At 72.0% G+C, this 23,254-nt stretch carries 25 protein-coding genes; 16 read left to right on the forward strand and 9 right to left on the reverse strand.

The window, feature by feature from the left end:
• The first annotated feature begins 1 nt into the window (after position 1).
• The 7 genes from ACQEU8_RS12070 to ACQEU8_RS12100 all read left to right on the forward strand — a co-directional run bounded on the left by ACQEU8_RS12070 (position 2) and on the right by ACQEU8_RS12100 (position 4,032).
• Complete coding sequence (locus tag ACQEU8_RS12070) at positions 2-361, forward strand: gas vesicle protein GvpG (protein WP_433099732.1); 360 nt, start codon at positions 2-4, stop codon at positions 359-361.
• Positions 358-1,065 (forward strand): hypothetical protein, encoded by a 708-nt coding sequence (locus ACQEU8_RS12075; RefSeq protein WP_433099734.1) that lies wholly within the window; start codon positions 358-360, stop codon positions 1,063-1,065. The genes ACQEU8_RS12070 and ACQEU8_RS12075 overlap by 4 nt, the downstream gene beginning before the upstream one ends.
• A complete protein-coding gene (locus ACQEU8_RS12080; RefSeq protein WP_433099736.1) occupies positions 1,058-2,146 on the forward strand; it encodes an SRPBCC family protein in 1,089 nt (362 codons plus the stop codon). Before ACQEU8_RS12075 ends, ACQEU8_RS12080 begins: the two co-directional genes overlap by 8 nt.
• 12 nt (positions 2,147-2,158) lie before the next feature.
• Positions 2,159-2,566, forward strand: coding sequence for a gas vesicle protein (locus tag ACQEU8_RS12085; RefSeq protein WP_433099738.1), 408 nt, complete (start codon positions 2,159-2,161; stop codon positions 2,564-2,566).
• Positions 2,563-3,480 (forward strand): GvpL/GvpF family gas vesicle protein, encoded by a 918-nt coding sequence (locus ACQEU8_RS12090; RefSeq protein ID WP_433099740.1) that lies wholly within the window; start codon positions 2,563-2,565, stop codon positions 3,478-3,480. Before ACQEU8_RS12085 ends, ACQEU8_RS12090 begins: the two co-directional genes overlap by 4 nt.
• Positions 3,467-3,706 carry a gas vesicle protein gene (locus ACQEU8_RS12095; RefSeq protein ID WP_180289756.1) on the forward strand — a complete coding sequence of 80 codons (240 nt, stop codon included), beginning with the start codon at positions 3,467-3,469 and terminating at the stop codon, positions 3,704-3,706. The genes ACQEU8_RS12090 and ACQEU8_RS12095 overlap by 14 nt, the downstream gene beginning before the upstream one ends.
• A 65-nt stretch (positions 3,707-3,771) precedes the next feature.
• The gene (locus ACQEU8_RS12100; protein ID WP_247746887.1) at positions 3,772-4,032 is read left to right on the forward strand and encodes a gas vesicle protein K; all 261 of its coding nucleotides are present in this window, start codon (positions 3,772-3,774) and stop codon (positions 4,030-4,032) included.
• A gap of 226 nt (positions 4,033-4,258) precedes the next feature.
• Here ACQEU8_RS12100 and ACQEU8_RS12105 read toward each other — a convergent pair whose 3' ends face one another.
• Complete coding sequence (locus ACQEU8_RS12105; protein ID WP_433099742.1) at positions 4,259-5,077, reverse strand: ANTAR domain-containing protein; 819 nt, start codon at positions 5,075-5,077, stop codon at positions 4,259-4,261.
• A gap of 265 nt (positions 5,078-5,342) precedes the next feature.
• Between ACQEU8_RS12105 and ACQEU8_RS12110 the strand changes: the two genes are divergently transcribed.
• Positions 5,343-6,311 (forward strand): AraC family transcriptional regulator, encoded by a 969-nt coding sequence (locus ACQEU8_RS12110; RefSeq protein WP_433099744.1) that lies wholly within the window; start codon positions 5,343-5,345, stop codon positions 6,309-6,311.
• 54 nt (positions 6,312-6,365) lie between these two features.
• Here the strand turns inward: ACQEU8_RS12110 and ACQEU8_RS12115 are convergent, their stop codons facing one another.
• A complete protein-coding gene (locus ACQEU8_RS12115; protein ID WP_433099746.1) occupies positions 6,366-7,565 on the reverse strand; it encodes a methyltransferase in 1,200 nt (399 codons plus the stop codon).
• Positions 7,566-7,827: 262 nt separating this feature from the next.
• Between ACQEU8_RS12115 and ACQEU8_RS12120 the strand changes: the two genes are divergently transcribed.
• Positions 7,828-8,061 (forward strand): hypothetical protein, encoded by a 234-nt coding sequence (locus tag ACQEU8_RS12120; protein WP_433099748.1) that lies wholly within the window; start codon positions 7,828-7,830, stop codon positions 8,059-8,061.
• 104 nt (positions 8,062-8,165) lie between these two features.
• On the opposite strand, the gene ACQEU8_RS12125 is transcribed toward ACQEU8_RS12120, so the two are convergent.
• Positions 8,166-8,696 (reverse strand): NUDIX hydrolase, encoded by a 531-nt coding sequence (locus tag ACQEU8_RS12125; protein ID WP_433099750.1) that lies wholly within the window; start codon positions 8,694-8,696, stop codon positions 8,166-8,168.
• 85 nt (positions 8,697-8,781) lie between these two features.
• Complete coding sequence (locus ACQEU8_RS12130; protein WP_433099752.1) at positions 8,782-10,137, reverse strand: transcriptional regulator; 1,356 nt, start codon at positions 10,135-10,137, stop codon at positions 8,782-8,784.
• Between the two features lie 250 nt (positions 10,138-10,387).
• Between ACQEU8_RS12130 and ACQEU8_RS12135 the strand changes: the two genes are divergently transcribed.
• The 5 genes from ACQEU8_RS12135 to ACQEU8_RS12155 all read left to right on the forward strand — a co-directional run bounded on the left by ACQEU8_RS12135 (position 10,388) and on the right by ACQEU8_RS12155 (position 15,673).
• Entirely contained in the window at positions 10,388-12,151 is a 1,764-nt protein-coding gene (locus ACQEU8_RS12135; protein WP_433099754.1) for a hypothetical protein, read from the forward strand.
• 83 nt (positions 12,152-12,234) lie between these two features.
• Positions 12,235-12,825 carry an N-acetylmuramoyl-L-alanine amidase gene (locus tag ACQEU8_RS12140; RefSeq protein WP_433099756.1) on the forward strand — a complete coding sequence of 197 codons (591 nt, stop codon included), beginning with the start codon at positions 12,235-12,237 and terminating at the stop codon, positions 12,823-12,825.
• A 42-nt stretch (positions 12,826-12,867) separates the two neighbouring features.
• Entirely contained in the window at positions 12,868-13,788 is a 921-nt protein-coding gene (locus ACQEU8_RS12145) for a 1-aminocyclopropane-1-carboxylate deaminase/D-cysteine desulfhydrase (RefSeq protein WP_433099758.1), read from the forward strand.
• A 521-nt stretch (positions 13,789-14,309) separates the two neighbouring features.
• Positions 14,310-14,723 (forward strand): anti-sigma regulatory factor, encoded by a 414-nt coding sequence (locus tag ACQEU8_RS12150; protein WP_019354516.1) that lies wholly within the window; start codon positions 14,310-14,312, stop codon positions 14,721-14,723.
• A gap of 20 nt (positions 14,724-14,743) precedes the next feature.
• A complete protein-coding gene (locus tag ACQEU8_RS12155) occupies positions 14,744-15,673 on the forward strand; it encodes an RNA polymerase sigma factor SigF (protein ID WP_433102333.1) in 930 nt (309 codons plus the stop codon).
• Between the two features lie 49 nt (positions 15,674-15,722).
• On the opposite strand, the gene ACQEU8_RS12160 is transcribed toward ACQEU8_RS12155, so the two are convergent.
• Positions 15,723-16,121, reverse strand: a complete 399-nt coding sequence (locus ACQEU8_RS12160) for a hypothetical protein (protein ID WP_433099760.1) — start codon at positions 16,119-16,121, stop codon at positions 15,723-15,725.
• A gap of 108 nt (positions 16,122-16,229) precedes the next feature.
• On the opposite strand from ACQEU8_RS12160, the gene ACQEU8_RS12165 reads away from it, so the two are divergent.
• Positions 16,230-17,198: a diacylglycerol/lipid kinase family protein gene (locus tag ACQEU8_RS12165; protein WP_433099762.1), complete on the forward strand. Its 969-nt coding sequence runs from the start codon at positions 16,230-16,232 to the stop codon at positions 17,196-17,198.
• 314 nt (positions 17,199-17,512) lie between these two features.
• Positions 17,513-17,776, forward strand: coding sequence for a WhiB family transcriptional regulator (locus ACQEU8_RS12170; protein ID WP_016469673.1), 264 nt, complete (start codon positions 17,513-17,515; stop codon positions 17,774-17,776).
• Between the two features lie 250 nt (positions 17,777-18,026).
• Here the strand turns inward: ACQEU8_RS12170 and ACQEU8_RS12175 are convergent, their stop codons facing one another.
• From ACQEU8_RS12175 to ACQEU8_RS12190, 4 genes are all read right to left on the reverse strand, one after another.
• Positions 18,027-19,502, reverse strand: a complete 1,476-nt coding sequence (locus ACQEU8_RS12175) for a sensor histidine kinase (protein WP_433102335.1) — start codon at positions 19,500-19,502, stop codon at positions 18,027-18,029.
• 327 nt (positions 19,503-19,829) lie between these two features.
• Complete coding sequence (locus tag ACQEU8_RS12180; RefSeq protein WP_433099765.1) at positions 19,830-20,480, reverse strand: class II aldolase/adducin family protein; 651 nt, start codon at positions 20,478-20,480, stop codon at positions 19,830-19,832.
• Between the two features lie 11 nt (positions 20,481-20,491).
• Positions 20,492-21,553, reverse strand: coding sequence for an SIS domain-containing protein (locus ACQEU8_RS12185; RefSeq protein WP_433099767.1), 1,062 nt, complete (start codon positions 21,551-21,553; stop codon positions 20,492-20,494).
• Between the two features lie 105 nt (positions 21,554-21,658).
• Positions 21,659-23,200 (reverse strand): glycoside hydrolase family 3 protein, encoded by a 1,542-nt coding sequence (locus ACQEU8_RS12190; RefSeq protein ID WP_433099769.1) that lies wholly within the window; start codon positions 23,198-23,200, stop codon positions 21,659-21,661.
• Between the last annotated feature and the right edge of the window lie 54 nt (positions 23,201-23,254).

Consider the following 23,254-nt stretch of genomic DNA (forward strand, 5'->3'; position numbering starts at 1 on the left):
CATGGGGCTCTTCAGCGGAGTGCTGCTGCTGCCGCTGGCGCCGGTGCGGGGCGTCGAATGGGTGGCCGACCGGCTGCTGGAGGCCGCGGAGCGGGAACTGTGCGACCCGGCCACGCTCCGGGCGCGCCTCGCCGAGCTGAACCGCGCGTACGAGGCGGGAGAGATCTCCGAGGAGGAGTTCGAGCGGGAGGAGGACCGCCTGCTCGACCAGTTGGAACAGGGTGCGTCCCGCGTCGCTCCCACCCTGGTGACCCGCACCCGGGTACGGACCCTGGCCGACGAGCAGACCGAGGGCTCGGGGGCGGACTCCCCCGACACCGCAACAGACCGGGATGAATCGAGCTCAAGGGGCCAGTCATGACTGACAGTTGCAAGACAGCCGTCCTCGCCGCTGTCGCGGGCGGCTACCTCCTCGGCCGCACCAGGAAGGCCAAGCTGGCCCTGACCGTCGGTTCGGTGGTGGTGGGGCGCCGGCTCGGCCTGGATCCACAGGAGCTGCTCAGAGCAGGCGTACGGAAGATTGCCGAGACGCCGCAGTTCGAAGAGCTGACCGACCAGGTCAAGCACCAACTGATGGCCGCCGCACGTACCGCCGTCAGCTCGGCGGCCAACCGCCGTCTGGAGTCCCTGGCCGACTCGCTCCGCGACCGTACCGACCGGCTGGGAGGTGAGGGCGGCGACGGCGGCGAAGGCGGACAGCGCGAATCGTCGGACGGCGGGGAGGACGAGCGCGGAGAGGGCGAGGGCGGAAAGGGCGAGGGCGGACAAGGCAAGGGCGGGGAGAGCGAGAGCGGACAGCGCCCGGAAGGCAAGGAAGGCGAACAGCCCGAGCGCGGAGCAGACGAGCAGGCCGGGAAGGGCGCCAAGGACGAGGGCGAGCGGGGCGGCCCGTCCGGTGACCGGGCCGCCGGAAAGCCCTCGTCGGACCGCCCCAGGCGAGCCCCGTCGTCCGACCGGCCCAGGAAGAAGTCGTCGTCCGGCGGGGCGGGCGGGAGGCCGTCCGCCGACGGCACCCGCAAGAAGCCCGCCGACCGGTCCGCCGCAGGAGGTAGGCGCCATGGCTGAGCAGCACAAGAACACGGACGGCGGCGACTCGCCGCTGAACCGGGTGCGCGAGGAACTCCTGGAGTATCTGGGCGCGGTCGGCCGGCAGGCCGTCGGCAAGGCCACCGACAAGCTGACGCACCTCGCCGACCCGAGCAAGCTGGTGCCCGGCGCCGGGGACGGCGACGGCGGTGAAGTCGCCGGGATCGCGGCCCGCGCGGCCCAGGGTGAGAGCCCGGTCAAGGCGGCCGCCAAGGAGAAGGCGAAGGGCGCCAAGGACAAGATCGTCGACAAGGCCAAGGAAGCGGTCGGCGCGGGCGGCAGCAGCAAGCCCGGCGACCTCAAGGCCATCAACATCATCGAGCACATCGACATCGGCCGTCCGCTGCGCCCGGTCTACAACCAGTTCACGCAGTACTGGGACTTCGGCAGCTTCATGAACGGCGTCAGCAGCGCGCAGCGGGACGAGGACGACGAGACCAAGTCAACCTGGAAGGTCCGCGTCTGGCCCTCGACCCGCAGCTATGACGCCACCGTGCTGGAGCAGATCCCGGACAAGCGGATCGTCTGGACGTCCGAGGGCTCGAAGGGCACCACCAAGGGCGCCGTCAGCTTCCACCGTCTCGATGAGAACCTCACCCGCATCACGGCGGTGGTCGAGTACTACCCCTCCGGCTTCTTCGAGAAGACCGGCAACATCTGGCGCGCCCAGGGGCGGCGGCTCCGCCTCGACCTCAAGCACTTCCAGCGCTACGTCACCCTCAAGGCTGAGGAGGTGGAGGGCTGGCGCGGCGAGATCCGGGACGGGGAGGTCGTCCGCAGCCATGAGGACGTGGTCCGCCAGGAGGAGGAAGACGAGCGGGAGGACCGGGAGGGCCGGGAGCCCGACGAGGACGAGCGTGCCGAAGGCGAGGAGAACGAGGGCGAGGAGAACGAGGGCGAGGAGAACGAGGGCGAGGAGAACGAGGAGAACGAGGAGGACGAGGACTTCGACGACGAGGAGGAGGAAGAGGAGGACCGCGACGACGAGGACGAGGACGACGCGGACGAAGACGCCGAGGACACCGAGGACGAGGAAGAGGCCGAGGATGACCAACGGTGAGGCAGGCCGACCGTGACCGAAAGCACCGCCGAACGCCCCATCACCCACGCCCCCTCCACCCCCTCCGGCCCCGCCAACCTCGCCGACATCCTGGAACGGGTGCTGGACAAGGGCATCGTGATCGCGGGGGACATCAAGATCGACCTGCTCGACATCGAGCTGCTCACCATCCGGCTGCGCCTGTTCGTCTCCTCCGTGGAGACGGCGAAGAAAGCCGGCATCAACTGGTGGGAGACCGACCCAGCCCTCTCCACCCGCGCCCACCGGGACGCCGTCGACGAGGAGAACCAGCGGCTGCGGGAACGCGTCGCCGAGCTGGAGGCGGGCACCGGCGAGGGCCGCACCGGGCGACGGGACGCGGGCTGGGACGAGCGCCGAAGCCACAGCTGGCACCACGTGAAGGAGGCAGACGGCAGATGACACGGACGGTGGAGGAACCCGGACCGCTCACGCCTCCGGGCGGGGATGCCACAGCGGCCACCGCCACCTATGTCTTCGCCGTCTGTCGCGGCGGCGACCCGGCCGCGACGGACGGACTGCCGGGCCAGGCCCCGGGAGCCCCGGTACGTCTGCTGCGGTTCGGTTCGCTGGAGGCTGTGGTCCAGGACGTCCCCGCGGCGGAGTTCGGCGAGGAGGCGCTGCGGGAGCGGCTGACCGACCGGACGGAGCTGGAGCGCTGCGCCCGCGCCCACCACGCGGTGATCGCCGCCGTGGCCCGCACCGCTCCGACGGTGCCGCTGCCGCTGGCGACCCTGTATCTGGGCGACGAGCGGGCCCGGGTGGCGCTGCGCGCTGACGAGCGCCGCTTCCGTGCGGTGCTGGAGCGCATCGCGGGCCGGGTCGAGTGGGGCGTCAAGGTGTACGCGCACCGCGAGACCACCGCCCGGCCGATCCGTTCCGCGACGCCGGTCCCGGCACGGAAACCGGCACCGGCACCAACACCGGCGGGAGCCGGTGCTTCCGGCGCGGGGGGCGTCGGCTCCGGCGCGCGCTCCGGACGCGCGTACCTGGAGCGAGTGCGCGGCGCACGCCAGGAGCGCGAGCGGCGGCAGCAAGCCGGGCTGGACGCGGCTCAGGCGGTGGACCGGGCGCTGCGCGGCGTCGCGGTGGCGAGCCGTCGGCTCCGTACGCACGACACCCAGCTCACCGGCGAGCGCGGCGTCCAACTGCTGAACGCCGCCTATCTGGTGGCCGAAGGATGTGAACGCGAAGTGGCCGAAGCCGTGGACGAAGTACGGCGCGCCCCCGCGTGCCGGGGCGTCGAGGTCGAGGTCACCGGACCGTGGGTGCCGTACTCGTTCGTGGACGGGGGTGACACCGATGCCCGTGGGTGAACACGTCGGCGAGGTCGTGCCCTGGGAGGGGCCGGAGAGCGGGGCACCGATCGGGGTGCCGCTGGTCGACCTGCTGGACCGGGTGCTGGCCACGGGTGTCGTGGTCAGCGGCGATCTGGTGCTGGCGATCGCGGAGGTACCGCTGGTGCGGCTCTCCCTGAACGCACTGCTGTCCTCGGTCAACGAACGGGTGGCCGCGCCCTGGGGGGACGGGGGCCCGCTGTGACGGAATCCGGCGGAGAGCGCGAACCGGGCGGAGGCCGCGAACCGGTCCGCCGCGCGAACGGCCGCCTGGAGCTGGACCCCGACCGGGTGGGCCGGGACCTGGTCTGCCTCGTCCTCACCGTCGTGGAGTTGCTGCGCCAGCTCATGGAACGCCAGGCACTGCACCGCTGCGACCAGGGAGATGTGACCGACGAGCAGATCGAGCGGATCGGTACGACCCTGATGCTGCTGGACGAACGCATGGACGAACTGTGCGCCCAGCACGGGCTCACCCGGGACGAGCTGAACCTCGACCTCGGCCCGCTGGGGACGCTGCTGGAGCGCTGAGATGGTCAACTCCCGCTGTTTTGGCGGAAGTCGCGCGGAACCCGGTCCGGAAAGAGGATGATGGGTGCGCCCAGCGGCTCGGCCGCCGGGCGCACCTCGGGGGCTTGGACGGCGATCCCCCGCCGGTGTGGGGCCCGCCGCCGCGCCTATCGGCGGCGGACCCGAGCGGCCCGGGGCGGCCCCGCAACCCCCTCACGCCCCGGGCCGTGTCATGCGGCCGGCCCGGTCACCGGCTCCGGCGGGACGGCGGCGGACCGGTGCGGCGCTCGAAGGGCGGAGCCACCAGCCGCGCCTCGACCACATCCCGGGCCACATGGTGCAGCGGACGCTGCCGGGAGCGGGCGTAGGCGCGCAGCGTGCGGAAGGCGTCGTCGACGGAGCCGCGCCCGCGCTCCGCGAGTACCCCCTTGGCCTGCTCGATCACCACCCTGCTGCCGAGCGCCTGTTGGAGCTCGGCGGCGCGGCGCAGCGCGGTCCGATGGGCCACCCCCAGCGCGCACGCCCGGGCGAGCACGGTCAGCGCTTCGGCGGCGGCCGGGTCGAGCGGAGCCTCGTCCAGCAGATGGACGACGAGCACACCGACGCCGGGCACACCGCCCGGCCCCTGGCCGCCCGGCAGCGGAACGGTGTGCACGGCACGTACGCCCGCCTCCAGTGCCGTCGGCGCGTACCGGGGCCAGCGGGCGGCCGCGCCGTCCAGCGGCAGGGCGGGGAGGGCGAGGCCGGTGCGGAGCGTGTCCGTGGCGGGGCCCTCGTGCTGCTCGTGCTCCACCCGCAGCAGCTGCGCCGCGCGTGCGCCGCTGTGGCCGAACGACTCAGGGCCGACCCCCGACGGGGCGCCGAGAACCGCCGCGGCCTCGCAGTGCCGTCCCTCGCGGGCGAGGCGGCGGCAGGCATGGGCCGCCAGCGCGGCCGGCTTCGGACGGGTGCCGTCCGCTTCCCCGGCGCCCGCGAGCTCCAACAGCGCCTCGGCCAGCTCCCGTTCGCGCTCGCCCGCGTCAACCGGCCCGCGTGCGGCCACCGCACGGGAGCTGGGCACAGACATGTTCACTCCGGGTCTCCGGTCCTGTTCTGCTCGGCCACTACGGCGAATCCGTCAAGTCCGGCCCTCCCGTACGGTTCGGGACGAGAGGGGCACGCAGCGCGGCGAGGGGCCAGAACAGCGCGCGTCCGAGCCACCGCGCAAGCGGCGTACTGCCCCCTTGTCGTTTTCCGGTCAACCGCAGCGCGAAGAGGGCTGCGTCCGGCCGTGACGCGGGCCTAGCATCGGAATCCGGCGGCCCGCGGACCGAGCGAGGAGGTACGGGGCCATGGACGATCCTGTGCGCCGTATCCGGATGCGGACGTCCGACCCGCAGGAGGCCGAGGACTTCCTGCGGCGGACCTACGCCGAACACACCCCACAACTCTTCGGCGACCACGAGCGGTTCAGGTTCGACGCCGCGCTCACCCAGGCGGGCGCGATCGGCGTGGAGCGCTTCGCACACTCCATGCGGGTGCGCGCCGAGGCCGAACCGTCCCACTGCGTCTACGTGGTGCAGGTGCTCGGCGGCACGCTGGAGATCGCCTCAGGACGCAACGAACTGCGCTCGGGACCCGGCGATCTGCACCTGTGCGACCCGTACGCGCCGACGCTGGTGAACTGGGACAACGTACGGCTGGGCGTGGTCCGCATCGGACTGCGCGAGGTGGAACGGGTCGCGGCGGACCTGACGGGAACAGAGGAGGCGGCGACGGCGCGGCTCTCCTTCGCGCGCCCCGTCTCACCTGAGCGGGCACGCTACTGGCAGGCCGTCGTCCGGCACGTCAGCCACGATGTGCTGGGCAACCCGCAGGCCGCGGGCAGCCCGCTGATCCTGGACGAGGCGGCGCGGCTGCTGGCCACCGCCGCACTGGCGACCTTCCCCCACGACTTCGCCGAGCGGTCCCGGCTGCCGTCGCCCGGCTGGCTGGCGCCCGCGGCACTGCGCAGGGCCATGGCCTACATCGACGCCAACGCGGCACGTCCGCTGACCCTGCACGAGATCGCGCAGGCCGCCCGCACCAGTCCACGCGCCCTCCAGCACGCCTTCGCGCGGCACTGCGAGACCACACCGACCGGGTATCTGCGCCAGGTCCGGCTGGAGGGGGCGCACCGCGATCTCCAGGCCGCCGACCCGTCGTCGGACGTCACCGTCGCCGCGGTGGCCGCCCGCTGGGGCTTCGCCAAGGCGGGGCGTTTCGCGGGCCAGTACCGCGAGCGGTACGGAGTGGCGCCCAGCCGAACGCTCCGCACCTGACGCGATCCCGCCGCCTGCCCGCAACGCGCGCGGCCCGCACCCGGCGGGACCGGCTCAGCCCGCCGCGTCCTCCGCCCGGCGCAGCCGCCACAGCCTTGTCGTCTCCGCCGCTCTCGCCGCGTGCAGGGGGACTTCCGGATCGCTGGCCCGGCCGTGCCGCGGGCTCGCGTCGAGATGCCCGGCGACCCGCAGACCTGCGCCCTCGATCCACTCCAGCAACTGCTCGCGGGGCCGCAGCCCCAGGTGCTCGGCGAGGTCGGAGAGGATCAGCCAGCCCTCGCCGCCGGGTGCCAGCCGTCCGGCCAGTCCGGCGAGGAAGCCGCACAGCATGCGGCTGTCCGGGTCGTAGACCGCCTGCTCCAGTGCGGAGGTCGGCTTGGCGGGCAGCCACGGCGGGTTGCACACGGCGAGGTCCGCCTGCCCGGCGGCCTCGGGCGGGAACAGGTCGGACCGTATGACCTCCACCGTCCCGGCCACGCCTAGCCGCGTCACGTTTTCCCGCGCGCACGCCAGCGCCCGCTCCCCCACATCGGTGGCGAGCACCCGCCCCACCCCGCGCCTGGCCAGCACCGCGGCGAGGACTCCCGTACCCGTACCGATGTCGAACGCGACGATTCCGCCCGCCTCCTGGCGGGGCAGCGGTGCCCGCGCCACCAGGTCGACGTATTCGCCGCGCACCGGTGAGAAGACCCCGTGGTACGGGTGGATCCGCTCGCCGCCCAGCGCGTCGACGGCCACCCCCTTGCGCTGCCACTCATAGGCGCCGAGCACGCCCTGCAACTCGCGCAGCGAGACCAGCGCCAACTCGCCGACGGCGCCTTCGGCGGGGCCGTACGCCGCCACGCAGGCCGGTCCCACTTCGGGCGCGCGGCGCAGCGGTACGGCGTACGAGCCGCCGGGCGCGGTCTCCAGAGGGATCAGCAGCATGCCGAGGACCCTGGCGCGGCGGGTGCGTGCCTGCCGGTAGAGGTGGAAGCTCTCGCGGGGTGTCGCACCCTGCTTGGGCGGCTTGCGGTCCACCCGGCGGCCGAGCGCCGCCAGCAGCTGCCGGGCGCCGTGGTAGTCGCCGCGCCACAGCAGCGCGGTGCCTTCGCAGACGAGCTTGTAGGCGATGTCGGCGGCCATCCGGTCGTCGGCGACGGCGATCCGCCGCGGCGGCCGCGCCCCGCTCTCGGACCGCCACACGGCGGTACGCTCCTGGCCGCCCTCTTCCCAGCTGACGGTCCCGGCCTCGTCCTTCGGCTGTGCACTCACCGGACAACGGTAACCGCGCCCACCGACACCCCGGTCCGCACGCGGTCCGCGCTGCCGGGCGCCGGCGCGCGGGGTGCGTACGGCGCCCGTGCCTGCCGTCATGAACGACACGCCAAGTGCCCTCGGTCGATCGTGTGAAATGGTTCGGCCGGCCGCTTCCGCACCGCCGTGAACTGCGGGGAACCAGCTGATCACGGCATACGTTGAGCCGAGTACCGGAGCCGACCGGGCCGGTACAGCCACACACGACGGAGGTAGGACCATGGCAGGCTTTCTCGACCGCGCCAAGGAGCAGGCTCAGCGGGGCCTCGCCCAGGGCAAGGAGAAGATGGAAGAGGTCCAGGCCCAGCGCACGGGCAACGACCTGCTGCGCCGCCTCGGCGCCGCCTACTACGCGGAGCAGAACGGCACCGGCTCCGCCCAGGAGGTCCAGCGCGCCCTAGCGGCCGTCCAGGAGCACGTGGCCCAGAACGGTGACGCCTTCCTCAAGAGCTGAGAAACCCGCCCCCGCCGCTGCGCAACTTCCCGCCGCAACGGCGGGAAGCCCCCACCGGCAGGGTCCGGCGGAAAAGGCAAGCGACCGCAACCACAACGTCCGGTCTACCCGAAGCGGACGCGGTGCAGCATCAGCAGCGCCGCGGCCATGTTCGCCGCGGGAACCTCGCCCGCGGCGATGAGGTCGGGCACCTCCTTGAGCGGGACCCATTCCCGCTTCTCGGACTCGAAGTCGTCCTCGGGCGGCCCCACGTACTCGGCGCTCGGCGACCAGTAGATGTGGTGCCGTGCGTCGGTCAGCCCGTTGGACGGCTCGACCGTCATCAGATGGCGGAGCGGTCCGGGGCGCCAGCCCGTCTCCTCCACCATCTCCCGGGCGGCGGCCTCCACGAGGTTCTCGCCCTCCTCGACGACGCCCGCCGCCAGTTCCCACCCCCAGCTGTCCGTGATGAAACGATGCCGCCACAGCAGCAGCACCTCGTTGCGCTCGTTGACCGCGGTCGCCATGGCCACGGGCCGCAGCCGGATCAGATAGTGATCCAGATGCCGCCCGTCCGGCAGTTCCACGTCCGCCAGATTCACCCGAAGCCACTGGTTCTCGTACACAGTGTGTTCACCCAGGTTCTTCCATCGCACGTATGTGCCCCCTTCCCGACGGAGGTTGGGCACATCCCAGCATGTCGTGCGCTCCCACTGACAGAGGCACTCCGCGCGCCCCGGCTCAGAACGGCACGCTCAGCGAGTCCTCGATGAGCTTCGCCGCCTCGACCGCTGAAGTCCCGGGGTGCTGCTCCAGCCGCTTTCTGACCCTGCGCATGCGCCCGCGCAGCCGCTGTGACTCGATGCCCTGCGCGGTGTCGACCATCTCGGCGGCGGTGACCGCGGCGCGCTCCGGTTCCCCGGCGTGCAACGCCACGTCGGTGAGGGTGGCCAGCCGGTTGACGCGGCCGCGGACGTGCGCGGGCGCACGTGCCGCCTCCTGGGCGTACTTGGCAGCCGCGGACAGCTCTCCCAGGAGGATCAGCGCCTCGGCCAATCGCACCTCGACCAGGCCGGGCTGGACGTAGCTGGTCTCCTCGGGCTCGTCCTCGGGACGGATGCGCTCGGAGTACGCCTCGGCCCTGCGCATGCAGTCGTGCGCGTTGCGCCGGTCGCCCAGCCGTGCGTACGCGCCGGCCTGCATCGCGTACACATCCGTGGCGAGCGCGGGGCTGATGTGCGGCCCGGTGGTGCGCAGCACGGCCTGCGCGCAGGCGAGCGCATGGCGGCAGTCGCCCAGGAACAGCGCCTGGTTGACGAGGAGGGCCACCACATAGCCGCCGAAGAGCAGATCGCCGGACGCCTTGCCGAGGCGCAGTGCCTGGTGGAAGTAGCGCTGTGCCAGCCCTTGTGCGTCGGCGTCGTAGGCGCAGATACCGCTGATGGCCGCCAACGAGCCCGCCGCGCGGCACAGTTCGCGGCCTGTGGTGTCGTTGTAGCTGCCGCGCAGCAGGGGGGCGACCTCGCCGTTGAGGAAGCCGACGACGCGGGCGCGGGTGGCGACCCCGCCGGCGTTGCGGTACAGGTGCTCGTAGTGGCCCCGCGCGGCGTGCAGCACGCTCACGTCGGCGCCGGTCACCTCGGGGCCGCCCGCGTGCGAGACATCGCGGTCCTCGGGCGGGTTCTCCCATTCCCATACAGGGGCGACGGCCGCCGCGCCGGTCAGCAGGGAGGGGCCCGGCCAGTCGCTGTGCACCTGATCGGAGCGCCACAGCGAGGCGGCGCGCTCCACGAACCGGCCGAGACCCGCCTCTTCGGAGCCGAGCGGGGGTCCTGAGGGCCGTCCTGCCGTGGTGACATCCATCCCGATGTCACTGAGGGTGAGGGCCCTGCCGAGCTGGCGGCCGAGGACCTCGCAGATCAACTCGGGGACCCTGCCGCGCGGGCGCTGCCCCTTCAGCCAGCGCGCGACGGCCGTGTGGTCGTAACGCAGGGTTATCCCCGCTTGGTTGCCTAATCGATTGAGTCTTGCCGCGAGACCAGCCCGGGACATTCCTGACTGGTCAAGGAGCGCGTCCAGTTGACTGTTGGGCTCCATGCCGCCCTCCGTCGGGTCCAACGTGTTGTTTCGCAGAGTAACGGACCTGCGTTCACACGGGGTGTGAAAGCACCACGCAGTCGTGCGCCCGGCACATGCTCCCGAAGCCGCGAGCGATGCGCTTTCCTGAAACCGTCCGCGTGCATGACAGCACATTCAGCACACGGAGAGCTACGGAAAGACATCACTCGATTCCGGAAGTGAGGCAGAACCGTGAACGACCCCATCAAGTTCCACCTCGGGAACGCCCATGTGTCCCGCTGATCCCGTACGTGCCACGGCGTACCCGAACTCCCGGTCCCGCAGCCGCACCCCCAACCGCGCGCTGCGCGCCCTGCTGGAGGAGAGCGAGTGGACGCAGGCGGCGTTCGCACGCGCCCTGGGTCGTCTCGGCGCCGAGGTCGGTATCCACCTTCGGTACGACAGAACTTCAGTCGCCCACTGGCTGCGCGGCAGCCGTCCCGACCCCCGGGTCCAGCACCTCATGGCGGAGGCGCTCTCCCGGCGTCTCGGACGCCGGATCACGGTGACGGACCTGGGGATGCACGGCGCGCGGGGCGGACGCACCGGCGCGGCGGCCCGTCCGCGCGGCGGCTGGGGGTCCCCCCGAGCGGAGTCCCAGGGAGGCGACGACGACGCCTCCGATCCAGAGGAAGGGCCGCAACCCCGCGCGGAGGCCGAGCACTTCGCGCACCGGGAAGAAGCGCTTGCCCCCGCCGGCAGCACGGACATCCACGCCCCGGCCGGTCAAGAGTCGGGCACAGCGGCGCGTGCGCACCCCGTGGACGTACGGCTCTTCGGGCTCGGCAGACCGTCCCACCCCGCCGACCAGCTCACCGCCCTCACGGCCCCGGTGGTCCCGCCGCCGCGCGCCGACGCCCCTCCCCCGGCGCCGTACACGCTGCGGCTGCTGGCCGAGACGGTCCGCCGTCCCGGAGGCGGGCACCAGGACGGCGCGGCCGATGCGGACCGCACAGCACCCACCACCGCCCACCCCGCCGCGGAGCCGGGTGCCCCCACTCCGGCTCCGCTGCCCGGCGCGCGCAACAGCTGTACGGCGCGCGGCTCCCGCCCCGCCGACAGCCCGGGCCCGGGCGAGGTGGCCTCGGTCCACGAGCACGCCCGGTTCTTCGCCCTCCAGGCGGACCGGTACGGCGGCGGCCACATCCGTACCTCGCTGGCCGCCTACCTCTCCGGGCTCGTCCGTACCCTGCGCCGCGGCGAGGAGGGCGTGCACCACCGGGGGATGCAGGCGGGCGCCGCGCGGCTCAGCTATCTGCTGGCCCGGGTCTACGCCGACGAACAGCGGCACGGCCTCGCCCAGCGCGCCTTCCTCACCGCCGCCGAACTCGCCGAGGAGGCGGCGGACCCGGAGGGCGTGGCGCTGGCCCGCCGCGCGCTCAGCTCGCAGGCACACCAGCTGGGCCACCCCCGCGCGAGCCTGGCCCTCGCCGAGGCGGCCCTGGCGGCGGCCCCGGCGGACACCGACCCCTCGGCCCGCGCGTTCCTGTACGCGGGGCTGGCCGTCGCCGACGCGGCGTGCGGTGACCGGGACCGGGCGCTGGACGCGCTGGGCCGCGCCGAGCGCCAACTGGCCCGCGCGCCGGCCGACCTGACGACGGGCCCGGAGAGCCCGAACGGCGAGCCGGTCGGTACGTACCAGAGCGCGGCGCTGCTCTACCAGTCCAGCCAGGTCCGGGTCGCACTGGGCGACGGCGAGGGCGCCATCCGCGATCTGCGCGCCTCACTGCACTCACGCCCCACCGGCGAGCGCCGCACACGCGCCCTGTGCCAGGCCGAACTGGCCGAACTGCTGCTCTCCCGCGGGCGGCTGGAGGAGGCCTGCGCCGTCTGGAGCGGCTTCCTGGAGGTGTCGGCGCAGGTCCGCTCGGGCCGGGTACGGGCGGCTCGCGCGCGGATACCCGGGCTGCTGCGCCCGTACGCACGCGACCGCCAGGTGCGCGCGCTCCTCGTACAGGCGAACCCGCCCTCGGGTGCGGGGCAGGTCGGCTAGAAGGAGCCCGATAACGGGTAGGAAACCGGGGCACGTTCCGGCAACGGCATCGGCGACCGGACACCCAGCAGACGGGGGCGAGCATGGCCACACCCATCACCGCGACCGCTTTCGTCCAGGCCCTCAAGAAGGAGGGCGTACAGGTCGAGGAGGTCCGCGACTGGCGCAACCACAACCGCAACCAGCAGGGGCCGTGGGGCCCGGTGCACGGCATCATGATCCACCACACCGTCACCAGCGGCTCGGCCGAGACCGTCGACCTGATCTACGACGGCCACCCGGAGCTGCCGGGCCCCCTCTCGCACGGCTGCATCACCAAGGATGGCACCGTGCATCTGACGGGGCACGGCCGGGCCAACCACGCGGGCTCGGGCGATGACGACGTACTGCGCGCCGTCATCGCCGAGCGCGCCACCCCCCGGCCCAACCAGCAGAACACCGACGGCAACAGGTACTTCTACGGCTTCGAGTGCGAGAACCTCGGAGACGGCGAGGACCCGTGGCCCGACGCGCAGCTGGACGCGATCGAGCGCGCCGCCGCCGCACTGTGCCGGCACCACGGATGGGGCGCCCGCTCGGTCATCGGCCATCTGGAGTGGACGGACCAGAAGAGCGATCCGCGCGGCTTCACCATGGACGACATGCGCGAGCGGATCGCCGAACGCCTGAAGTGAGGGCCAGGGCGGCACCCGGTCCCCCTGCACCACAATGGAAGGGTGCCGCCCCATCCCGACCCCCTCGCCCCGCTCGCCCCACGGCTGCCCTCCCCGCTCCAGGAGGTGCACGACGAGCGGTTCGCACGCCAGGGGCTGCGGCTCCTCCTCAAGCGCGACGACCTCATCCATCCCGCACTCCCCGGTAACAAGTGGCGGAAACTCGCCCCTAATCTGCGGTCGGTGGCCGAGACCGGTCACCGTCGGCTGCTGACCTTCGGCGGCGCCTACTCCAACCATCTCCGAGCCACCGCGGCGGCGGGCCGGCTGCTCGGGCTGCGCACCGTCGGGGTGGTCCGCGGGGACGAGCTGGCCGGCCGGCCGCTCAATCCCTCCCTGGCGCGCTGCGCCGAGGACGGCATGCTGCTGCACTTCGTCTCGCGGGCCGCATACCGCCGCCGGGCCGATCCGGACTTCCACGACGAGCTGCGCGCCCGCTTCGGCGCGTGCGCCGTCATCCCCGAGGGGGGCAGCAACGAGGCGGCCGTACGCGGGTGCGTTCCGCTCGGCGAGGAACTGCGCGGGCGTACCGATGTGGCGGCCGTCGCCTGTGGCACCGGCGGCACCCTCGCCGGCATGGCGGCCGGTCTTTCCGCAGGTCAGCGCGGACTCGGCGTGCCCGTGCTGAAGGGCGGGTTCCTCGGTGGACAGGTGGCGCGGCTCCAGCGGGAGACCTTCGGCGGGCCGCGCGGCGACTGGTGGCTGGAGGAACGTTTCCACGGCGGCGGCTACGCGAAAGTGAGCCCTCAGCTGTCCGACTTCGCTGCGGACTTCGCCGAGCGCCACGGGCTGCCCGCGCTGGACGAGATCTATGTCGCCAAGCTGCTGTTCGCCCTCACCCGGCTCGCGACGGAGGGCGCCTTCCCGCGCGGCAGCACGCTGACGGCGGTCGTGACGGGGCAGTCGTTCCCCCTGAAGGCGTGACTCAGAGTGAGAAAATTCGTCACTCTCCGCGCTCATCAACTCACAACACTCCCCGCCACATTCACACTGCGTAGTCACCCATCGCTCCCCTCGGGCAACTCGGGTCCGTCTCGGGGTCGCCCACAGGGGCAGGTTTCGGCCCTTGTCGGAGGGTGTGCCTCCAGGGGCTATGAACGCATCAGGTGACGGGTACTGACATGACAGGCCCTTCCAGCGACACCACGGTGCCCGAAGAACGGACACACAGGGTGGCCGGGGAAGTCCGGGGATCCACCCCGGGAAGCGGTCTACGGTAGCCCCGCAAAACCAACACAGCGTAATCGTGGAGGATTTGGGGCCTCCACCCCCTAGCCACAGACAGTACCCATATGTTTACTATGGGTGACGCTCGCGAATGAGGCGGCAGTGATCGATGCGTGCGGCATCGTGAGACGGATCGCGATAGCGTCACTGACGAAAGCGAACCAACAGCCGCTTCGGCCCGCGAGGCCCAACCGGCTCGTGTCACCTTGGAGGTGAGGGTGTCCCAGATCGCAGGCGAGCCCGCGTCGCAGGACTTCGTCGAGGTCCGGCTGCCGGCTGCGGGTGCCTATCTGTCGGTGCTGCGGACGGCCACCGCCGGGCTCGCGGCCCGCTTGGACTTCACCCTCGACGAGATCGAGGATCTGCGGATCGCCGTGGACGAGGCGTGCGCGATCCTGCTCCAGCAGGCCGTCCCCGGCTCCGTACTCAGTTGTGTCTTCCAGCTCGTCGGCGACTCGCTGCACGTCACCGTCTCGGCGCCGACGACCGATGGCCGTGCTCCCGAGCGCGACACCTTCGCGTGGACGGTGCTCTCGGCCCTGGCCGGTGAGGTGGGTTCAGCAGTGTCGGATGACCGTACGGTCAGCATCAGCCTGCACAAGAAGCGCGGTGCGGGGCCCGGAGCGTCGTGACCGAGCACGAGGCAAGTCAGATGTGGTCAGGCCGCCCGGGGGCGGTCTCCCGGGGCATTCCCGAACAACAGCCCCGGCCGCACCCGGCCGACCCCAGCATGCAGCGACCCAAGCAGCCAGAGCGGGCGGACGCTATGGACCAGCAGCAGCACGAGCGGCGTGAGCGGGCCGCAGGCGGGGACTCCCGCGGATTCGATCCGCAGGACCGCGGCGGCGCGCGTGCGCTCTTCATCGAACTGCGCAAGCTGCCCGACGGCCCCGAGCGCGCAGAGCTGCGCAACCATCTGGTGCGTATGCACCTGCCCCTGGTCGAGCATCTGGCCCGCCGCTTCCGCAACCGCGGCGAGCCGCTGGACGACCTGACGCAGGTCGCGACGATCGGTCTGATCAAGTCGGTCGACCGTTTCGACCCCGAGCGCGGCGTCGAGTTCTCGACGTACGCGACACCCACGGTTGTCGGCGAGATCAAGCGCCACTTCCGCGACAAGGGCTGGGCCGTGCGTGTGCCCCGCCGTCTCCAGGAGCTGAGGCTCTCCCTCACCTCCGCGACCGCAGAGCTCTCCCAGCAGCACGGCCGGGCGCCGACCGTGCACGAGCTGGCCCAGCGGCTGTCGATCTCCGAGGAAGAGGTCCTGGAGGGCCTGGAGTCGGCGAACGCCTACAGCACCCTGTCGCTCGACGTACCCGACACCGACGACGAGTCCCCGGCCGTCGCCGACACCCTCGGCGCCGAGGACGACGCCCTGGAGGGCGTCGAGTACCGGGAGTCCCTCAAACCGCTGCTGGAGGAACTGCCGCCGCGGGAGAAGAAGATCCTGCTGCTGCGCTTCTTCGGCAACATGACCCAGTCGCAGATCGCCCAGGAGGTCGGCATCTCCCAGATGCACGTGTCCAGGCTCCTCGCCAGGACCCTGGCCCAGCTGCGGGACCGGCTGCTGGTCGAGGAGTGAGCTTCCCCGAGGAGTGATCTCCCCCCTGCCCCCCGCGGGGCAGGGGCTCTCATCTGGGGCCGATGCCGAGGGCTTCGGTGGCCGTGGGGTTCACCAGGCACCCCAGAACAGCGACGGCGGCCAGCGCCAGCGCGACGGCGGCGGCCAGCAACGCGCCCCCGTTCTGCGCCATCTGCCACGCCACCGGCAGCGCGATGAGCTGGACGATCATCGAGGGCCCCCGGCTCCAGCGGCGCCGCAGCCACAGCCCACGCGCAGCGGCGAGCGGCAGCACCGACAGCGCGAGCACGGTCACCGCGAGGGTGGCGGCCTGCATCATGTCGTCCGGCCGGCCGGTGACCAGCATCACGAGCGAGACGATCCCGAACCCGGCGACGACCAGTCCTTCGATCCCGGTCACCGCGGCGGCGGCGACGATCCTGCGCGGTGCCGGTGTCTGCGTCTCCATCGAATCTTCCGTATCCGTCTCGGTCCCGCTCCCACTCACCCCCGCAGCCTAGCCCTCAGGCCCCCGGCAGGGCTGGGCCGTGTACCACGCGGTAGGTACGCTCACTCCATGCGCGCACTACTCGTGGTCAACCCGGCAGCCACCACCACCAGCGCTCGGACCCGTGACGTGCTGGCGCATGCGCTCGCCAGCGATCTCAAACTCGAGGTCGCCACCACCCAGTACCGGGGCCACGCCCGGGACCTCGCCCACCAGGCGACGCTGGGCGGCACCGCCGAGCTGGTCATCGCGCTCGGCGGGGACGGCACGGTCAACGAGGTGGTCAACGGTCTGCTGCACGACGGGCCCGACCCGGAGCGGCTGCCGCGGCTGGCCGTGGTGCCCGGCGGCTCCACCAATGTGTTCGCGCGTGCGCTGGGGATGCCCAACGACGTGGTGGAGGCGACCGGGCATCTGCTGGACGCGCTGGAGGCGCGTTCGGAGAGAACCATCGGTCTGGGCATCGCCGGCGGCGTGCCGGGAACGGACGACGCCGAGATCCCCGAGCGCTGGTTCACGTTCACGGCGGGGCTGGGTTTCGACGCCGGGGTGATCGGCAGAGTCGAACAGCAGCGGGAGCGGGGCAAGCGCTCCACGCACCCGCTCTATGTGCGCCAGGTCGTACGGCAATTCCTGAACGAGCCGCACCGCCGCAAGGGGACGATCACGCTGGAGCGGGAGGGCGTCGAGCCGGAGACGGAGCTGGCGCTCTCGATCGTGTGCAACACCGCCCCCTGGTCGTACCTGGGGAACAAGCCGCTCTACGCGGCGCCCGAGGCGTCCTTCGACACCGGCCTCGACGTGCTGGGACTGCGCAGACTGACGCCGCTGGCGGTGAGCCGGTACGGCACCCAGCTACTGACTTCCAGCCCCGAGCGGGGGCCTCGCGGCAAGCACGCGGTGACGCTGCACGACCTCACCCGGTTCACCTTGCATTCGCAGGCGCCGCTGCCGTTTCAGATGGACGGTGACCATCTGGGACTGCGTACGAGCGTGAGCTTCACAGGCGTACGGCGTGCACTGCGTGTGATTGTGTAAGTGGAAGGGGCGAAAGTCCTTCCACTCGAACGTTTAGGCCAGGGTCCACCCCCTCGAATGACGGCTGTGAGCTAGTCGACACCAAGGATTCAAAAAAAAGTTTCCGGAAGGGGTTGTATCCGCCGCCGAGGTTTGCGAGTCTCTTCATGGCGATCGGGACGGCCCCGCCATCGGGCCCCCTTGAGAGCCGGAATCCCTTCCTTTGACTCCAGTGGGACCCGCATCACATCTGTGAGGCCCCACTTCCCCCGTCGAGGGATTCGTGAAAGCGTTCACATTCACAAGCAAAGCACACACGAGGAGAGGTAGCAGCCATGGACTGGCGTCACCACGCCGTTTGCCGCGAGGAAGACCCCGAGCTGTTCTTCCCCATCGGCAACACCGGTCCTGCGCTGCTGCAGATCGAGGAAGCCAAGGCCGTCTGCCGCCGCTGCCCCGTCATGGAGCAGTGCTTGCAGTGGGCTCTGGAGTCCGGTCAGGACTCCGGTGTCTGGGGTGGTCTCAGCGAGGACGAGCGCCGCGCGATGAAGCGCCGTGCCGCCCGCAACCGGGCGCGGAACAACGCCGCGACCGCCTGACGCCCAGCCCCGCACCAGCTGCACCCCGAGACGCAGCGCGCAGTGCCCTCGGAGCGCCTAGCAGCAAGCAGAGCGCCCGCACAGAACGCAGAGCGTAAGAGCGCCGAGCTCCCAGTCCCGCCCAAGGACCGGGGGCTCGGCGCTTTTTGTGTTGGGCCGGGCTGGCGTGAGTTCCGCGGGCTGCCGTGTGTCTGTGGGGCTGCCGTGTGTGGCTCGGGGCTGCCGTGTCGGCGACTTTGGTTGCCGCCGGTCAGCGTTTGTCCGTCGCCACCGGGAGGTCGAACAGGACCCGGGTGCCGCCGGTGGGGGCGGGGAGCATGTCGAAGGTGCCGCCCAACTCGCCCTCCACCAAGGTGCGGACGATCTGGAGGCCCAGGTTTCCGCCGTTCTTGGCGTCGAAGCCGGCCGGCAGCCCGCGGCCGTTGTCCTGCACCGTGACCAGCAGCCGCGCCTCGTCCTGGCCCGCCGCCACCCCGCGGACGGCGTGCACCTCGATGGAGCCCTGCTGTTCGGGGCCGAAGCCGTGCTCGATGGCGTTCTGCAGGACCTCGGTGAGCACCATGGACAGCGGTGTGGCGATCTCGGCGCCGAGAATGCCGAAGCGCCCCGTACGGCGTCCGGTGATTCTGCCGGGGGAGATCTCGGCCACCATCGCCAGCACCCGGTCGGCGATCTCGTCGAAGTCCACGCGCTCGTCCAGGTTCTGGGAGAGCGTCTCGTGCACGATGGCGATGGAACCGACCCGGCGCACCGCCTCGTTGAGCGCCTCCTTGCCGCGGTCGGAGTCCATCCTGCGGGCCTGGAGACGCAGCAGCGCGGCCACGGTCTGGAGGTTGTTCTTCACCCGGTGGTGGATCTCCCGGATGGTGGCATCCTTGGTGATCAACTCGCGCTCGCGGCGGCGCACTTCTGTGATGTCGCGCAACAGGATGAGCGAACCGATGCGGGTGCCCTTGGGTTTGAGCGGGATGGCGCGCAGTTGCACGATGCAGTCGTTCGCCTCCACCTCGGCGCCGCGCGGGGCCCAGCCGCTGGCGAGCTTGACCATCGCCTCGTCCACCGGGCCGCGGGAGGGCGCCAGTTCGGCGGTGGCCTCCCCCAGGTGCACGCCGACCAGGTCGGTGGCCAGGCCCAGCCGGTGGTAGGCGGACAGGGCGTTGGGGCTGGCGTACTGCACATGCCCGTCGGCGTCCAGCCGGATCAGTCCGTCGCCTACGCGCGGCACATGGTCCATGTCCACCTCGTGCCCCGGAAACGGGAAGCTGCCCGCCGCGATCATCTGGGCGAGGTCGGAGGCACTCTGGAGGTAGGTCAGCTCCAGCCGGCTGGGGGTGCGTACGGTCAGCAGATTGGTGTTGCGGGCGATGACGCCCAGCACCCTGCCCTCACGCCGGACGGGGATGGACTCGACCCGTACCGGCACCTCCTCGCGCCACTCCGGGTCGCCCTCCCGCACGATCCTGCCCTCGTCCAGCGCGGCGTCCAGCAGCGGCCGGCGGCCCCGGGGCACCAGGTGGCCGACCATGTCGTCCTGATGCGAGGTCGGGCCGGTGTTCGGCCGCATCTGGGCGACCGAGACATAGCGGGTGCCGTCCAGTGTGGGCACCCACAGCACGAGGTCGGCGAAGGACAGGTCGGCGAGCAGCTGCCACTCGGACACCAGCAGGTGCAGCCACTCCAGCTCCACGTCGGAGAGAGCGGTGTGCTGGCGTACGAGGTCGTTCATGGAGGGCACGGGGCCGAGGGTACGACAAGCCGGCGGGCCGGCGGACGCCGGTCGGGGGGCGGACGAAGGCTGGTCGGGGGGCGGTGGAGAATGGGCGGGGCAGAACCGCGCGATCCGTAGACAGACGGCCGTGGTCTAGTCCAGAATCCTCCCGAAAGAACTTCTGCCCTCCCCGCACAGGAGGGCAGATCGAGGCCCGCGGCGCTCTCTGCCCTGACAGCGTCCGGGTCTTGTAGCTCCGGGCTGCGGTGCCGGGCGGGTTGAGGGTCCCGCACCGGCGCCGCGGCCCGAAGTGCGTTCCGGGGCCTCCCGGCGCGACGGACGCGCTCAGGCGTGCTGGATCGCCTCGTCCGCGGTCACCGGGAAGCGCGTCGTACGGTCGCCCAGCAGCAGGGCGCGGTAGGTCGCCGTGGCGGCCTCCTCCAGGTTCATCGCCCGCCGGAAGGCCATCCCGACGTCCTCCCCCAGGGCCGAGCAGCCGTGGTGGGCCAGCAGCACGCAGTTGTGCTCCTTGGCCTGCTCGGCCGCGGAGTCGGCCAGCTCGTCCGACCCGTTCGGGTAGAAGTCGGTACGGCCGACGGACCGTACGTACACCGCGTGGTCCAGCGTCAGCAGCCGGATCTCGTGGCCGAGCGCGTCGACCAGTACGGCGTGCTGGGGGTGCATATGGACGATGGCGTTGGCGTCCTCCCGTACCCGGTAGGTGCGCTGGTGGAGCTTCCATTCGCTGGAGGGCTCGGGGTTGCCGCCGACGATCTCGCCCGCCAGGTTCATACGGGTGAAGTCACCGGGCGCCAGCCGGTCCAGCCAGGTGCCCTTGCCGGTGACGACGAACTCATCCGAGCCCGGCAGCCGGGCCGACAGATTGCCGCCGCTGGCCAGTACGAAACCGCGCCGCACGGCAGTGGCCCCCACGTCGATGAGCTGCTCGATCAGGCCGTCGACAGTGGTCGCCCGCCCCATGCTCACCTGGTGCATCGCAGCCTCCCTCAGCGGGTCTCGGTGACCTTGGCGAGCGAGCGCGGTGCGTCCGGGTCCTGGCCGCGTGCCATGGTGACCTCGTAGGCGAGCATCTGGAGCGGCAGGATCTGCACGATGGGCTGCAGTTCCTCCGGCAGCCCGTCGGTGGGCAGCGCGAACCCGGCCGAGGCCCGGTCCACCTCCTCCTGGCGGCCGATGACCACCAGGTCGGCGCCCCGGTCCCGGAGCCGCTCCAGCACCGGCTGCAGCGCCTCGCCGCCCTTGCCGTCCGCGACGACGGCGATCACCGGCGAGATGTTGTCCACCATGGCCAGCGGGCCGTGCAGCAGGTCGGCGCCGGAGTAGGACAGCGCGGGGATGTAGCTGGTCTCCATCAGCTTGAGCGCGGCTTCCTTCGCCGTGGGGTAGCCGTAGCCGCGCGAGGTGAGCACCATGCGCTCGGCGAACCGGTAGCGCGCCGCCAGCGCTCTGACCTCGTCCTTGCGGGCCAGTACGGCCTCGGCGAGCTCGGGCAGCGCCTTGGCGGCCTCGGCCCTGCTGCCGCCGCGCAGACCGTCCACGAACAGATACAGCGCCAGCAGCTCGGCGGTGTAGGTCTTGGTGGCGGGCAGCGCCTTCTCCGGTCCCGCCAGTACGTCGATGTGGAACTCGCTGACCCGCGCGAGCGGCGAGCCGGCGTTGTTGGTGACCGCGAGCGTGATCGCCCCCGCCTCGCGGGCCGCCTCGGTGGAGGCCACCAGGTCCGGGCTGCCGCCGGACTGGCTGATGGTGATCACCAGGCAGTCGGTGAGGTCCGGCTGGGCGCCGTACGCGGTGGTGGTCGACATGGAGGTCAGCCCGCACGGCTTGCCCAGCTGGATCTCCAGCAGGTATTTCGCGTACAGCGCGGCGTTGTCGGAGGTGCCGCGCGCCGTCAGCAGGACGAAGCGGGGGTTCCTCGCGGCGATCTGCTCGGCCACCTCGCGGATGGCCGGGGCGCCCTCGTCCAGGATGCGGCGCAGCACGGCGGGCTGCTCGGCCATCTCGCCCGACATGATGGTGCCCGGCTCGGACGGGGCGTTCGAGGACATGCGGGTCCCTCCGGGGGTGCGTTGCGTAAGCGTGGGTCGCGGTTCGATCCTACGGTGTGGGCGATACAGCGGGATTTGCTCCCCGAGGGGCGGCCAATCGCACGCTCACCCGCGGGCGATGACCTCCGCGGCGGCACGTCCGCACACGCGGGCAGCGCCATGGGTGGCGATATGCAGGGCGCCCTGCGGAGGGGCCTGGGGCACCCCCATTTCCACCACCACCGTCTCCGGCCGGGCGGCGGCGATCCGCCGCACCGCCTCGGCCATCCACGCGTGCCGGTGCAGATCGCGGACGACGACCACCACGGGCCGCTCCCCCGCGTCCGCCGGCACCCGGGCGCCGACATCCCCGTCGGCGCTCCCGTACGTGCCCGTCCGAGTACCCGGAACCATGCGTTCCAGTTCGGCCGCCGGCCCCCACGGTGTCTCGTCGCCGACGGCGATGTTGGCGACGGTGGTGAGCGCCGCGACGAACAGCGGCCCGGAGGGACGGCGGTAGCCCTCCAGCCCGGTCACGACCAGTGCGCGGCGCGCCGCCTCCAGCCCGATGCCCGCGCCCGAGCCCGTCAGGTCCGCGCGGAGGGCGGGGTCGGCCAGACCCCCCGTGTCCGACCGCCGCGCCCCCCGCGCCCACGCGGCGAGGCCGCGTACCCGTGCCGCCGCGTCGGCGAGCCGCTCCTCCGTCAGCACGCCCTCGCGCACGGCCCTGACCAGCGCGTCGCGGAGCCGCAGCACGGTGTCCTCGCCGGACAGTCCGCCGCCCACGCAGATGGCGTCGGCCCCGGCGGCGAGCGCCAGGACGCTGCCGCGTTCGAGCCCGTAGGTGGCGGAGATGGCCCGCATCTCCATGCCGTCGGTGACGATGAGCCCCTGGTGGCCCAGTCCGCCCTCGCTGCGCGGCGCCCGCAGCAGGCCGGTCAGCGCGGCGGGGCTGAGGGTTCCGGGGTGTGCCTCGTCGAGGGCCGGCAGCAGGATGTGGGCGCTCATCACGCATTTGCTGCCGGCGTCGACGGCCGCGGCGAAGGGCACGAGCTCGCGGGCTCTGAGGGTTTCCAGGTCGGCGTCGATGCGGGGCATGGCGTGGTGCGAGTCGACGGCGGTGTCGCCGTGCCCGGGGAAGTGTTTGACGCAGGCGGCGACGCCCGCCGCCTGGAGGCCCTCGACATAGGCGACGGTGTGCCGGGCGACCAGCTCGGGGTCGCCGCCGAAGGACCGTACGCCGATGACGGGGTTGTCCGGGTTGGAGTTCACATCGGCGGAGGGCGCCCAGTTGAGGTTGACGCCGGCCGCGGCGAGCCTGCTGCCGAGTTCATGGGCGACGGCCCGGGTGAGGTCGGGGTCGTCGATATGGCCGAGGGCGAGGTTGCCCGGGTAGGAGGAGCCGGTCCCGGCCTCCAGCCGGGTGACGTCACCGCCCTCCTCGTCGATGGCGACCAGCAGTTCCGGACGTACGTCGCGCAGCTGTTCGGTGAGCAGGGCGAGTTGTTCGGGAGAGTCGATGTTGCGCCCGAACAGGCCGACCGACACGAGCCCTTCGTCCAGTTGCCGCAGCAGCCAGGTGGGGGCCGAGGTCCCGGTGAAGCCGGGCTGGAGGACGGCGAGGGCGTCGCGGGTGAGGGTGTCGGATGCTCGTACTGAAGTGGTCATGCGGCGCGGTGTCCCTTCACTTCACTGATGTGCCGGGGATTGCGGCGGCGGTGC

It is taken from the genome of Streptomyces sp. CA-250714 (assembly GCF_050936705.1).
Lineage (GTDB): Bacteria > Actinomycetota > Actinomycetes > Streptomycetales > Streptomycetaceae > Streptomyces.